10 protein-coding genes and 1 rRNA gene are annotated in these 13,388 nt (G+C 55.1%); 3 read left to right on the top strand and 8 right to left on the bottom strand.

What is annotated here, in order from left to right; genetic code table 11:
• Positions 1 to 17: 17 nt before the first annotated feature.
• From AOY23_RS20130 to pepQ, 5 genes are all read right to left on the bottom strand, one after another.
• Positions 18 to 1,559 (bottom strand): 16S ribosomal RNA (locus tag AOY23_RS20130).
• 360 nt (positions 1,560 to 1,919) lie between these two features.
• On the bottom strand, positions 1,920 to 2,465 hold the full coding sequence (gene hemG, locus AOY23_RS20125) for a menaquinone-dependent protoporphyrinogen IX dehydrogenase (protein WP_054181037.1): 546 nt from the start codon (positions 2,463 to 2,465) through the stop codon (positions 1,920 to 1,922).
• 12 nt (positions 2,466 to 2,477) lie between these two features.
• The gene (gene trkH / locus AOY23_RS20120) at positions 2,478 to 3,929 is read right to left on the bottom strand and encodes a Trk system potassium transporter TrkH (protein WP_054181036.1); all 1,452 of its coding nucleotides are present in this window, start codon (positions 3,927 to 3,929) and stop codon (positions 2,478 to 2,480) included.
• Between the two features lie 41 nt (positions 3,930 to 3,970).
• Complete coding sequence (locus AOY23_RS20115; RefSeq protein WP_054181035.1) at positions 3,971 to 4,585, bottom strand: IMPACT family protein; 615 nt, start codon at positions 4,583 to 4,585, stop codon at positions 3,971 to 3,973.
• The gene (gene pepQ / locus AOY23_RS20110; protein WP_054181034.1) at positions 4,585 to 5,916 is read right to left on the bottom strand and encodes a Xaa-Pro dipeptidase; all 1,332 of its coding nucleotides are present in this window, start codon (positions 5,914 to 5,916) and stop codon (positions 4,585 to 4,587) included. Before pepQ ends, AOY23_RS20115 begins: the two co-directional genes overlap by 1 nt.
• A gap of 190 nt (positions 5,917 to 6,106) precedes the next feature.
• Here pepQ and fadB point away from each other — a divergent pair, with 190 nt between their 5' ends.
• Complete coding sequence (gene fadB / locus AOY23_RS20105; RefSeq protein ID WP_054181033.1) at positions 6,107 to 8,296, top strand: fatty acid oxidation complex subunit alpha FadB; 2,190 nt, start codon at positions 6,107 to 6,109, stop codon at positions 8,294 to 8,296.
• A 9-nt stretch (positions 8,297 to 8,305) separates the two neighbouring features.
• Complete coding sequence (fadA, locus tag AOY23_RS20100) at positions 8,306 to 9,469, top strand: acetyl-CoA C-acyltransferase FadA (protein WP_054181032.1); 1,164 nt, start codon at positions 8,306 to 8,308, stop codon at positions 9,467 to 9,469.
• Between the two features lie 211 nt (positions 9,470 to 9,680).
• On the opposite strand, the gene fre is transcribed toward fadA, so the two are convergent.
• Both fre and ubiD read right to left on the bottom strand, forming a co-directional pair.
• The gene (gene fre / locus AOY23_RS20095) at positions 9,681 to 10,385 is read right to left on the bottom strand and encodes an NAD(P)H-flavin reductase (RefSeq protein WP_054181031.1); all 705 of its coding nucleotides are present in this window, start codon (positions 10,383 to 10,385) and stop codon (positions 9,681 to 9,683) included.
• A gap of 38 nt (positions 10,386 to 10,423) precedes the next feature.
• Positions 10,424 to 11,908: a 4-hydroxy-3-polyprenylbenzoate decarboxylase gene (gene ubiD, locus AOY23_RS20090; protein WP_054181030.1), complete on the bottom strand. Its 1,485-nt coding sequence runs from the start codon at positions 11,906 to 11,908 to the stop codon at positions 10,424 to 10,426.
• Between the two features lie 180 nt (positions 11,909 to 12,088).
• Here ubiD and rfaH point away from each other — a divergent pair, with 180 nt between their 5' ends.
• Positions 12,089 to 12,577: a transcription/translation regulatory transformer protein RfaH gene (rfaH, locus tag AOY23_RS20085; protein WP_054181029.1), complete on the top strand. Its 489-nt coding sequence runs from the start codon at positions 12,089 to 12,091 to the stop codon at positions 12,575 to 12,577.
• A gap of 1 nt (position 12,578) precedes the next feature.
• On the opposite strand, the gene tatD is transcribed toward rfaH, so the two are convergent.
• Complete coding sequence (gene tatD, locus AOY23_RS20080) at positions 12,579 to 13,361, bottom strand: 3'-5' ssDNA/RNA exonuclease TatD (protein ID WP_152958649.1); 783 nt, start codon at positions 13,359 to 13,361, stop codon at positions 12,579 to 12,581.
• Between the last annotated feature and the right edge of the window lie 27 nt (positions 13,362 to 13,388).

Genomic DNA, 13,388 nt, shown 5'->3' with positions numbered 1-13,388 from the left:
AGGCAGGTTCTTTCAGGTAAGGAGGTGATCCAACCGCAGGTTCCCCTACGGTTACCTTGTTACGACTTCACCCCAGTCATGAATCACAAAGTGGTAAGCGCCCTCCCGAAGGTTAAGCTACCTACTTCTTTTGCAACCCACTCCCATGGTGTGACGGGCGGTGTGTACAAGGCCCGGGAACGTATTCACCGTGGCATTCTGATCCACGATTACTAGCGATTCCGACTTCGTGGAGTCGAGTTGCAGACTCCAGTCCGGACTACGACATACTTTATGAGGTCCGCTTGCTCTCGCGAGGTCGCTTCTCTTTGTATATGCCATTGTAGCACGTGTGTAGCCCTGGTCGTAAGGGCCATGATGACTTGACGTCATCCCCACCTTCCTCCAGTTTATCACTGGCAGTCTCCTTTGAGTTCCCGGCCGGACCGCTGGCAACAAAGGATAAGGGTTGCGCTCGTTGCGGGACTTAACCCAACATTTCACAACACGAGCTGACGACAGCCATGCAGCACCTGTCTCACGGTTCCCGAAGGCACATTCTCATCTCTGAAAACTTCCGTGGATGTCAAGACCAGGTAAGGTTCTTCGCGTTGCATCGAATTAAACCACATGCTCCACCGCTTGTGCGGGCCCCCGTCAATTCATTTGAGTTTTAACCTTGCGGCCGTACTCCCCAGGCGGTCGACTTAACGCGTTAGCTCCGGAAGCCACGCCTCAAGGGCACAACCTCCAAGTCGACATCGTTTACGGCGTGGACTACCAGGGTATCTAATCCTGTTTGCTCCCCACGCTTTCGCACCTGAGCGTCAGTCTTTGTCCAGGGGGCCGCCTTCGCCACCGGTATTCCTCCAGATCTCTACGCATTTCACCGCTACACCTGGAATTCTACCCCCCTCTACAAGACTCAAGCCTGCCAGTTTCGGATGCAGTTCCCGGGTTGAGCCCGGGGATTTCACATCCGACTTGACAGACCGCCTGCGTGCGCTTTACGCCCAGTAATTCCGATTAACGCTTGCACCCTCCGTATTACCGCGGCTGCTGGCACGGAGTTAGCCGGTGCTTCTTCTGCGGGTAACGTCAATTGCTGCGGTTATTAACCACAACACCTTCCTCCCCGCTGAAAGTACTTTACAACCCGAAGGCCTTCTTCATACACGCGGCATGGCTGCATCAGGCTTGCGCCCATTGTGCAATATTCCCCACTGCTGCCTCCCGTAGGAGTCTGGACCGTGTCTCAGTTCCAGTGTGGCTGGTCATCCTCTCAGACCAGCTAGGGATCGTCGCCTAGGTGAGCCGTTACCCCACCTACTAGCTAATCCCATCTGGGCACATCTGATGGCATGAGGCCCGAAGGTCCCCCACTTTGGTCCGAAGACGTTATGCGGTATTAGCTACCGTTTCCAGTAGTTATCCCCCTCCATCAGGCAGTTTCCCAGACATTACTCACCCGTCCGCCGCTCGCCGGCGGGAAAGCAAGCTTTCCCCCGCTGCCGCTCGACTTGCATGTGTTAGGCCTGCCGCCAGCGTTCAATCTGAGCCATGATCAAACTCTTCAATTCAAGTTTGATGCTCTAAGAATTAAACTTCGTAATGAATTACGTGTTCACTCTTTGAGACTTGGTATTCATTTTTCGTCCGAAGACGTTTAAGAATCCATGTCACTCCGAGTGCCCACACAGATTGTCTGATAAATTGTTAAAGAGCAGTTGCGACGCGGCTTACAGCGCACTGTCGCGAGGTGGCGTATATTACGCTCTCCCTCCGTGAAGTCAACATGTTATTTCGTTTAACTTCACCTGACAGGCCGGTGTGTTTGCCGTTGTGCCGTGTCAGTGGAGGCGCATTATAGGGAGTAATTCTGAGGTGACAAGAGGAAATTCAAAAAAACTTTTCGTTCGCTCAATTTCCAGGCAACACGTTTAATTATAGCGCGACTTGTCTACCATCTGAGCGATTTCCCGGGCAAATTGAGAAACCTGATCCCAGTCGGTATACACCACTTCTTTATGCACATCCGTTTCGCCGCCAGTCATCTTCATGATTAAGCGGATCATCATCCGGTCATACCAACGATAGCGCGGGTAACGCAGCGCCCCGGCAAAGACCGCGCATCGTGTTGGCTGCCACGGTGAGCGCAACAGAAACTTACGCGTATAGTTATTCGTCTGCGGAGAACGTTTCTCCGGCTTACGGGCCACAAGGTTAACCGAGTAAAACGCGCTCGGTACCGCCTGCAGGTGTCTGAGGTTCTTTTTCACAAAACGCTCTACTGCGGAATGGAAATGCCCGTAGCGGATAGATGCCCCAATGACCACACGATCATAATGTTCCCAGGGAATGTCATCGACGCGATGCAGGTTCACCGCATCGGCCTCAACCCCAAGTTCTTTCAATTCTGAAGCAAGAAAAGACGCAATCTCCCGCGTTTGTCCATCGCGGGTAGAGAAAAGAATTAACGTTTTCAACGAGCACTCCTGTTATTCGCGCCAGAATGTTGGGGTAAACAGAACCAGCAGTGTAAAGACCTCCAGACGACCAAACAGCATGTTGGCAATCAGAATCCATTTAGCGACAGGGTTCATACTAGCAAAGTTATCCGCTACGACACCGAGACCCGGCCCAAGGTTGTTGAGCGTCGCGACCACGGAGGCAAAGGCGGAGAAGTCATCCACCCCCGTGGCGATGATCGCCAGCATGCTGACGATGAACACCAGCGCATAGGCAGAGAAGAATCCCCATACCGCTTCGAGGATCCGCTCCGGCAGCGCGCGGTTGCCAAGCTTAATACTGTAAACCGCATTCGGATGCACCAGACGTTTCAGTTCACGGTTGCCCTGCTTAAACAGCAAAAGAATACGGATCACCTTCAGACCGCCGCCCGTCGATCCAGCGCAACCACCGATAAACGCCGAGCAGAGCAACAGTACTGGCAGGAAGAGCGGCCATCTGGCGATGCTGTCCGTCGTAAAGCCTGCCGTCGTCGCCATCGAAACCACCTGGAAAAAGGCCTGATTCAGCGTCGTCATCGCCGAGTTATAGACATCGTGGAACCACAACACCAGCGTGCAGATAAACACCAGCGTCAGTTGAACGCCGATAAACATGCGGAACTCCGGATCCCGCCAGTACACCTTCAGGCTGCGACCACTCAGCAGCGAAAAATGCAGGCCATAGTTACACCCGGAGATCAGTAAGAAGATGGCGATGATGGTGTTGATGGTTGGGCTGGCAAAGTAGCCCACGCTGGCGTCATGTGTGGAGAAACCACCAATGGCGATGGTGGCAAAACTGTGCCCAATGGCGTCAAAGGCGGGCATACCCGCAAACCACAACGCCACCGCACACGCCACCGTCAGCAGTACGTAAATCAGCCACAGCGTTTTCGCTGTTTCGGCAATACGTGGCCGCATCTTGTTGTCTTTCAGCGGCCCGGGCATTTCGGCGCGATACAACTGCATCCCCCCGACACCCAGTATCGGGAGTATCGCCACCGCCAGCACAATGATCCCCATGCCGCCAAACCACTGCAGCATCTGGCGATAAAAGAGAATGGCATGCGGGAGAGAATCCAGCCCCACCAGCGTGGTGGCGCCCGTTGTCGTTAGTCCGGAAAAGGATTCAAAGAACGCATCCGTCACCGTCAGGTTCGGTTGTTCGGAGAAGATGAAAGGTAACGCACCGACACTCCCCAGTACGGTCCAGAACAGGACAACAATCAGAAACCCTTCACGGGATTTCAGTTCACCTTTCTCGCGACGGTTCGGCCACCACAGCATTGACCCGATCGCCAGCGCGACAAAAAACGTCTGCGTAAAGGCCCGGCCCGCACCATCACGATAAATCAGCGCCACCAGTCCAGGAACAATCATCGTTCCCGAAAACAGAATGACCAGAAGTCCTACGATTCGGGTTATGGCGCGAAAATGCATCTCTGCCGCTTCCTTTGATATGCAAAAAAGTCAGGTGGGGATTATTCGTCAATATTCCGCAAATGCAACGAACCACGACTAAAATCAGCAAGCTTTGCTGTAAACGCCACCAGTTCGGACTGTGGAAGCGCAACGCGTAGTCGTACGGAAGCCTGAAAATCACTGCTGACAACCTTGCCGGAAAACTGCCCCAACAGCGTCTCAACACCCGCTAACTGCCCATACTCACACTGCAAAGTATATTCGGTCAACGGCGTCTTGCGCAGCGTCGTCAGTTGATGCAACGCCTGGCTGACGCCCCCGCCGTAGGCTTTCACTAAACCGCCGGTACCCAACAAAATGCCGCCATAGTAACGCACGACGACAGCCGTAATTTCGCCGACACCGCTGCCCATCAGCTGCGCCAGCATCGGTTTACCGGCCGTTCCCGCCGGTTCGCCGTCGTCAGAGAAACCCAGTTGTTGCGAATCGTCAGGTGCGCCAGCGACCCACGCCACGCAATGGTGACGAGCCTCCGGGTGTTCCGCCCTGACAGATTCAACAAACGCTTTTGCCGCCTCAACGCCCTCGGTATGGGCGAGAAGCGTAATGAAGCGGCTCTTTTTGATCTCTTCAACTACCGTCACCGGCGCGGCCGGAATTAACCAACTGTCCATTACGCCAGCTTCAGATCTCGTGTCATGTTCTCGATGCTGTTCTCGTGGATCACGACGTTATCTTCAATGCGGATACCGCCGAACGGCTTCAGCGCGTCGATTTTCTGCCAGTTAAAGTGCTTACTGAACTGTCCTTCGCGCCACGGCGCCAGCAGCGATTCGATGAAGTAGATCCCCGGCTCGATGGTCAGCACCATGCGCGGTTGCAGCACGCGAGTGCAGCGCAGGTATGGATATTTCGACGGCGCAGCCAGATGCGTACCGGTATCATCCTGCATAAACCCGGCGACGTCATGGACCTGCAATCCCAGCGGATGGCCGATACCGTGCGGCATAAACGGCCCGGTAAGGTCATTTTCCACCATCGCCTCTTCGCTCATGTCGGTGACAATCTTGTGTTTACGCAGCAGCTTCGCAATGCGCTGATGGAACTGGATATGGTAATCCACATAGCTGGTCCCGGCTTTCATCGTCGCGATCAGCGCCAGTTGCTCGTCGTTCACATCTTTCACCAGTTGCGCGAAATCGTTGTCCCCGTTCGCCGCCCAGGTCCGGGTAAGATCCGCTGCGTAACCGTTGTATTCCGCCCCCGCATCCAGCAGGAAGCTACGCAGTTCCGATGGGGCACGGTGATCCAGTTTGGTGTAGTGCAGCACGGCAGCATGTTCGTTAAGCGCCACGATGTTGCTGTACGGAACATCGGTATCACGGTGACCCGTCGCGGTCAGATAGGCGAGGTTAATATCAAACTCGCTCATGCCAGACAGAAACGCTTCGTGCGCCGCGCGATGACCGTTAACTGCCATTTTTTGCGCTTCACGCATGCAGACCAGTTCATAGTCGGTTTTGTAAGAGCGGTAATAGTGCAGGTAATCGATCACCCCTTTCGGGTTGATGTTATTGGCCGCAATCTCCAGACCCAGCGCACGCTCAGGGACCGGCCCAATATAGGCGATGTTGCCGCGAGCCGCAGGCAACTGGCTGCCGATACCATCGGCTTTCGGCAGCGCGATAACGTCTACGTCTTCTGTCCAGAAAGAGGTCGGCAGCGGCTCGACGTTGTGCCAGTAATCGACCGGCAGATAAAACCACAGTTTCGGTTTATTAACGCCATCCACCAGCAGCCAGCAGTTTGGCACCTGCGTTACCGGCACCCAGGACTTAAATTGCGGGTTAACTTTAAACGGATAGGGATGATCATCGAGGAAAACATTGAACAGCTCGCCAGAGTGAATAAGGAGTGCATCCAGCTTAAAACGCTCCAGCACATTACGGGTGCGTTCTTGTAAGGTAACGATATGATTTTTATAGAGTGCGGCCAGTGATTCCATCTTTTACCCTTCTGATTTTTTTACCTCAAGTCTCCGCATCTTAGCACACCTCATTCTGGCTGCGTGATTTCTGCCGAGCGTGATCAAGGCGGCATTTCTTTAAAGACTTATTTGCAATTTATTAACATAAAATCCACACTTCGCCTCATCTGGTACGACCAGATCACTTTGCTGGATTCAGGAGACTGACATGCTCTACAAAGGCGACACCCTGTACCTCAACTGGCTGGAAGATGGCATTGCCGAACTGGTGTTCGATGCCCCCGGCTCAGTGAATAAACTTGATACCGCAACCGTTGCCAGCCTCGGCAACGCGCTGGACGTGCTCGAAAAACAACAACATTTAAAAGGGCTGTTGCTGCGCTCCGAAAAAGCCGCGTTCATCGTCGGTGCGGATATCACCGAATTTTTGTCCCTGTTCCTGGTCCCGCAGGAGCAACTGAGCCAGTGGCTGCATTTTGCTAACAGCGTCTTTAACCGTCTGGAAGATTTACCGGTCCCCACCGTTTCCGCCATTAACGGCTACGCGCTGGGCGGCGGCTGCGAATGCGTGCTGGCGACGGACTACCGTCTGGCGACGCCGGATCTGCGTATCGGTTTACCGGAAACAAAACTGGGCATTATGCCGGGCTTTGGCGGCTCGGTGCGTATGCCGCGTCTGTTGGGTGCGGACAGCGCACTCGAAATCATCGCCGCCGGGAAAGACGTGGGTGCCGATCAGGCGCTGAAGATAGGTCTGGTCGATGGCGTGGTAAAACCGGAGAAACTGCGTGACGGTGCGGTCGCCATCCTGCATCAGGCCATTAATGGCGATCTCGACTGGAAAGCGAAACGCCAGCCGAAACTTGAGCCGCTGAAACTCAGCAAAATCGAAGCGGCAATGAGTTTTACCATCGCCAAAGGCATGGTCGCGCAAACCGCAGGCAAGCATTACCCGGCACCGATGACCGCCGTCAAAACCATCGAAGCCGCGGCAAAATTTGGCCGTGATGAAGCCCTGAAGCTGGAAAATCAGAGCTTCGTGCCCCTGGCACATACTCCCGAGGCCCGTGCGCTGGTCGGTATTTTCCTTAACGACCAATACGTAAAAGGTCAGGCAAAGCACCTGACCAAAAATACCGACACCCCGAAACAGGCCGCCGTGCTCGGCGCCGGGATCATGGGTGGCGGGATTGCTTACCAGTCCGCCTGGAAAGGTGTGCCGGTCATTATGAAGGATATCAACGATAAGTCGCTGACGCTCGGCATGACTGAGGCCGCCAAACTGCTGAACAAACAGCTGGAGCGCGGCAAAATTGATGGTCTGAAACTGGCGGGCGTGATCGCCACCATTCACCCGACGCTCGACTATGCGGGTTTCGATCGCGTCGATGTGGTGGTCGAAGCGGTGGTGGAAAACCCGAAAGTGAAGAAAGCGGTGCTGGCCGAGACGGAAGATCAGGTGCGCCCGGATACCGTTCTCGCCTCCAATACCTCGACCATTCCGATTTCGGAGCTGGCTGGCGCGCTGAAGCGCCCGGAAAACTTCTGCGGTATGCACTTCTTTAACCCGGTGCACCGCATGCCGCTGGTCGAAGTCATTCGTGGCGAAAAAACATCAGACGCGACGGTCGCCAAAGTGGTGGCATGGGCCAGCAAAATGGGCAAAACCCCCATTGTGGTGAATGACTGCCCCGGCTTCTTTGTTAACCGCGTGCTGTTCCCGTACTTTGCCGGTTTCAGCCAGTTGCTGCGCGATGGCGCGGATTTCCGCAAAATCGACAAAGTGATGGAGAAACAGTTCGGCTGGCCGATGGGCCCGGCGTATCTGCTCGACGTTGTGGGTATCGATACCGCGCATCATGCACAGGCCGTGATGGCCGCCGGTTTCCCGCAGCGGATGCAGAAAGATTATCGCGACGCCATTGATGCCATGTTCGACGCCAGCCGTTACGGGCAGAAAAACGGTCTTGGTTTCTGGCGCTATACCGCTGACAGCAAAGGTAAGCCGAAGAAAGAAGAAGATCCGTCCGTGGACAGCCTGCTGGCTGACGTCAGCCAACCGAAGCGCGACTTCAGCGATGAAGAGATTATCGCCCGCATGATGATCCCGATGGTCAACGAAGTGGTGCGCTGTCTGGAAGAAGGCATTATCGCCAGCCCTGCAGAAGCGGATATGGCGCTGGTTTATGGTCTTGGCTTCCCTCCGTTCCATGGCGGCGCATTCCGCTGGCTGGATACGATCGGCAGCGCAAAATATCTCGATATGGCGCAACAGTACGAGCATCTGGGCCCGCTGTATCAGGCACCGGAAGGCTTGCGCAATAAAGCGCGTCATAACGAAGCATACTATCCCCCGGTTGAACCTGCCCGCCCGGTGGGTGAGCTGAAAACGGCTTAAGGAGTCACGATGGAACAGGTTGTTATTGTTGATGCAATTCGTACCCCGATGGGCCGTTCAAAAGGCGGCGCATTCCGCCATGTCCGCGCGGAAGATCTTTCCGCGCATCTGATGCGCAGCCTGCTGTCGCGCAATCCGGCGCTGGATGCCACGGCCATTGACGATATTTATTGGGGTTGTGTGCAGCAGACACTGGAGCAGGGGTTTAACATCGCCCGTAACGCCGCGTTGCTGGCAGAAATCCCGCATTCCGTTCCGGCTGTCACCGTGAACCGCCTGTGCGGATCGTCGATGCAGGCATTGCATGATGCCGCGCGCATGATTATGACCGGCGATGCGCAGACATGCCTGATTGGCGGCGTCGAGCATATGGGTCATGTGCCGATGAGCCACGGTGTTGATTTCCATCCGGGTCTCAGCCGCAATGTGGCAAAAGCCGCAGGCATGATGGGTCTGACGGCGGAAATGCTCTCTCGTCTGCATGGCATCAGCCGCGAGATGCAGGATGCGTTTGCTGCACGCTCTCACGCCCGTGCCTGGGCCGCCACGCAGTCTGGCGCATTCAGAAGCGAAATTATCCCCACCGGCGGTCACGACGCTGATGGCGTACTGAAGCAGTTTAACTACGACGAAGTGATCCGCCCGGAAACCACAGTTGAAGCACTGGCGGCCCTGAAACCGGCGTTTGATCCGGTGAACGGTACCGTCACCGCTGGCACCTCTTCCGCCCTTTCCGATGGCGCCGCCGCGATGCTGGTGATGAGCGAGAGCCGCGCCCGCGAGCTGGGGTTGAAACCCCGCGCGCGTATTCGTTCAATGGCGGTTGTCGGCTGCGATCCCTCAATTATGGGTTACGGTCCGGTTCCGGCGTCAAAACTGGCGCTGAAAAAAGCGGGGCTTTCCACCAGTGATATTGATCTGTTTGAGATGAACGAAGCGTTCGCCGCACAGATCCTGCCGTGTATTAAAGATCTCGGTCTGATGGAGCAGATTGACGAGAAGATCAACCTCAACGGCGGTGCCATCTCTCTCGGCCATCCCCTCGGTTGTTCCGGCGCCCGCATCAGCACCACGCTGATTAACCTGATGGAACGTCAGGACGCCCAGTTCGGTCTGGCAACGATGTGCATCGGGTTAGGTCAGGGGATCGCGACGGTGTTTGAAAGAGTGTAATAACGTATGAGAACGCAACGATGCGAAGCAGCATCGGAGCGCTATCTCAAAGCCATTGGTGCCATAGCAAGGCGGCAAGTGAACGAATCCCGATGAGCTTACATAAGTAAGTGATTCGGGTGAATGAACGCAGCCAACACAGCTATGGTGACAATGGCGAAGAGAGAGTTTAGTTGCCGTTCTTCCCGCCTGTCAGGGGCGGGTTTTTTACCTAAATAAACGAAAACGCATCGCCAAACAGGCGGTCTTCACGCGCATTACGTTCATTACAGAACAGGTCGCGGGCAATTTTCGCCATCTCAAAACGCCCGGCGATATAGATATCATGCTCCGCCAGCGTACCATGATCCTGCAGCACAGCCGTCAGCACCGTACCTGTACGCCCACGCCAGCCTTCTTCCGGCTGTTCAACCACCGCTTCAACGCGCAGATTAGGATGAGTCACTGATAACGCTTCCAGCTCAGAGAGATCGTAGAGGTGTTTTTCTTCACGGCCGCCCCAGTAAATGGTGATGTCGCGGTCCGGGTTCTGCTCCAGCGCCGTCAGCAGAATTGAACGCGCGTAGGAGAAGCCCGTTCCCCCGGCAATCAGGATCAGCGGACGCTTTTCGTCATCTTCACGCAGCCAGGCATCGCCATGTGGAATATCGACCAGCACTTCACGCTCTTTCAGAATGCGATCCATCACCGCCATGGCATACAGATTGATCTCAGACGCCCCAATGTGCAGTTCAATAAACCGATGTTCGGAAGGCAATGACGCCATTGAGAACGGACGCTTGTCGCGCTCATCCATCACGACCATCAGATACTGACCGGCGCGAAAGGAGAAATCCGCCTCTGGTTCTAAACGAACGCGATATACGGTATCGGTGATGGCTTCTACCGAGGTCACTTTACAGCTTAAGGTTGTCATGCGCTCCCTCTGTCGGGTCTGTTAGGTAAAACGGTCGTTCAGGGTGTATTACCGTTCTTCAGGATAGCCAGTTCATCCCAGATGGCGTCGATACGCGCCGTCACCTCGGGATCTTTTTTAATCGGACGTCCCCATTCACGCTGGGTTTCGCCAGGCCATTTATTCGTGGCATCCAGCCCCATTTTTGAGCCCAAACCGGAAACCGGCGAGGCAAAATCCAGATAATCTATTGGCGTGTTTTCCACCAGCACCGTATCCCGTGCCGGATCCATACGGGTGGTGATCGCCCAAATCACATCATTCCAGTCACGCGCATTCACGTCATCATCGCAAACGATCACGAACTTGGTGTACATAAACTGCCGTAAAAATGACCAGACGCCCATCATGACGCGCTTAGCGTGACCGGCGTACTGTTTTTTCATCGTCACCACCGCCATGCGGTAAGAGCACCCTTCCGGCGGCAGATAAAAATCGACAATTTCAGGAAACTGCTTTTGCAGAATCGGAACAAAGACTTCATTCAGCGCCACACCCAACACCGCTGGTTCATCTGGCGGGCGGCCTGTGTAGGTCGAGTGATAAATCGCGTCTTCACGCTGCGTAATGTGCGTTACTGTAAAGACCGGGAAATTATCGACTTCATTGTAGTAACCGGTGTGGTCGCCATAAGGGCCTTCCGCCGCAATTTCACCCGCCTCGATATAGCCTTCCAGCACAATCTCCGCACTGGCCGGGACTTCAAGCTCGTTAGAAATACACTTCACGACTTCGGTTTTCGTGCCGCGCAGCAGGCCAGCGAAAGCGTATTCCGACAGCGTATCCGGGACCGGCGTCACTGCGCCGAGGATGGTCGCCGGGTCCGCGCCTAATGCCACAGAAACCGGGAAGCGTTCGCCCGGATGCGCCGCACACCACTCCTGGAAATCCAGCGCGCCGCCACGGTGGGATAACCAGCGCATGATCAGTTTATTTTTACCAATCAGTTGCTGGCGATAAATACCGAGATTTTGCCGTTCTTTGTGTGGACCGCGAGTCACCGTCAGCCCCCAGGTAATCAGTGGCGCGGCATCTTCTGGCCAGCAGGTCATGATCGGAATACGAGTTAAATCCACGTCATCGCCGCTGATGATCTTCTGCTGGCAAGGCGCCCCACGCAGGCGTTTGGTCGGCATATTCAGCACTTGTTTGTAGTGCGGAAGTTTATCAAACAGATCGCGGAAGCCTTTTGGCGGCTCCGGTTCCTTGAGAAAAGCCAGCAGTTTACCCACTTCCCGCAGCGCAGTGACATCTTCCTGGCCCATCCCCATCGCCACGCGTTTGGGCGTACCAAAGAGATTGCACAGCACCGGCATGCTGTAACCTTTGGGGTTTTCGAACAGCAGCGCCGGACCACCGGCACGTAATGTCCGGTCAGCAATTTCGGTGATTTCCAGATGAGGATCAACCGGCAGCGTGATGCGTTTTAACTCGCCCTGCTGCTCCAGTAATGTCAGAAAGTCGCGTAGGTCGTGGTATTTCATGGAGTAGGTTCTGGCCTCTTTATCAGCGCGTTATTATACGGCGTTCGCCTGCGTGATGCTGTATTTTTGTTAAATTAGCGTGAACTCACACTCCCGGCTGTCACCCGCCGTGATAATCCCCTTCGCGATCAGGTCTGGCATTTGCTATGCTTGCGGCCGAATTAACGGGAAAGAGTGATTATGCAAGCCTGGTATTTACTGTACTGCAAGCGCGGGCAGCTTATGCGTGCCCAGGAACATCTGGAACGCCAGGCTGTGAATTGCCTGACGCCGATGATTACCCTGGAAAAAATCGTACGTGGTAAGCGGACGTCAGTCAGTGAGCCTCTTTTTCCAAACTACCTGTTTGTCGAGTTCGATCCTGAGGTTATTCATACCACAACCATCAATGCCACGCGCGGCGTCAGCCATTTTGTGCGATTCGGCACGCAACCTGCGGTAGTTCCTCCGACGGTCATCCACCAGCTTTCGGTCTATAAACCGGAAGGGATTACTGATCCTGAAACACCCTGGCCTGGCGATAGTGTTGAGATCACCGAAGGCACCTTTAAAGGCCTGAAGGCGATTTTCACTGAGCCCGATGGCGAAGCGCGTTCTATGCTGCTGCTCAACTTTCTCAATCAACAGGTTCTGCAGAGCGTGAAAAATACCGAGTTCCGCAAAGTCTGAGTCAGAACGCAATACCAAAAAGGGTTCTGACGTTATTGTCCGTCACCGATGCCAGCCATGCCTGCTCTTCTCCACGCCATTGCGCCACTCGCGCCAGAATATGCGCAAGATGTAATGGCTCATTGCGCCTTGAAGCCGGTTTCGGGGTCAGGTCGCGCGGCAGAAGATAGGGGGCATCGGTTTCAAGCAACAGACGCTCCGCCGGGATCAACGGCAGCATCTCGCGCAGTTCCAGCCCACGGCGTTCATCGCACACCCAACCTGTAATACCGATAAAGAGTCCGCGATCCAGACACGCCTGCATCTCTTCACGTGTACCGGTAAAACAGTGCAACACCGCGCCAGGCAGCTTATCCAGCCACGGCTCCAGCAACGTCAGGAAGCGCTCGTGCGCATCGCGGCAATGGAGGAAAACTGGCATCGCCAGTTCCGCCGCCAGCGTCAGTTGGGCACTAAAGGCGCGCTCCTGTTCCTGCGGTGTGGAAAAATTGCGGTTGAAATCGAGACCACATTCCCCGATAGCCACCACTTCTGGTTGCAGTGCCAGCTGGTGAATTGCCGCTGCGACGCTCTCTGACCAACTGCTGCTGTCGTGCGGATGCACCCCAGCCGTTGACCAGCAGCCAGCGTAACGTTGCGCCAGTTGCTGCGCCTGCTCGCTTTCATGCAGGTTGGTTCCGGTCAGCAACATTCCTGTCACGCCCGCCGCCTGCGCCCGGGCAACCACATCGTCCCGATCTTTGGCAAACTGCGAACTGGTTAGATTGACCCCAATATCAAACATCAGCGCTCCCATATGACAACCGCCCTG

The organism is Trabulsiella odontotermitis (assembly GCF_001297775.1).
Taxonomy (GTDB): domain Bacteria; phylum Pseudomonadota; class Gammaproteobacteria; order Enterobacterales; family Enterobacteriaceae; genus Trabulsiella; species Trabulsiella odontotermitis.
Note: the sequence above shows the minus strand (reverse complement) of the source record. Positions and strands in the feature narration are given on the sequence as shown.

Coding starts and splice junctions, on each gene's coding strand:
- AOY23_RS20115 (WP_054181035.1), bottom strand. CDS start 4,585: ATGGACAGTTGGTTAATTCCGGCCGCGCCGGTGACGGTAGTTGAAGAG.
- ubiD (WP_054181030.1), bottom strand. CDS start 11,908: ATGAAATACCACGACCTACGCGACTTTCTGACATTACTGGAGCAGCAG.
- fre (WP_054181031.1), bottom strand. CDS start 10,385: ATGACAACCTTAAGCTGTAAAGTGACCTCGGTAGAAGCCATCACCGAT.
- fadB (WP_054181033.1), top strand. CDS start 6,107: ATGCTCTACAAAGGCGACACCCTGTACCTCAACTGGCTGGAAGATGGC.
- pepQ (WP_054181034.1), bottom strand. CDS start 5,916: ATGGAATCACTGGCCGCACTCTATAAAAATCATATCGTTACCTTACAA.
- fadA (WP_054181032.1), top strand. CDS start 8,306: ATGGAACAGGTTGTTATTGTTGATGCAATTCGTACCCCGATGGGCCGT.
- rfaH (WP_054181029.1), top strand. CDS start 12,089: ATGCAAGCCTGGTATTTACTGTACTGCAAGCGCGGGCAGCTTATGCGT.
- tatD (WP_152958649.1), bottom strand. CDS start 13,361: ATGTTTGATATTGGGGTCAATCTAACCAGTTCGCAGTTTGCCAAAGAT.
- trkH (WP_054181036.1), bottom strand. CDS start 3,929: ATGCATTTTCGCGCCATAACCCGAATCGTAGGACTTCTGGTCATTCTG.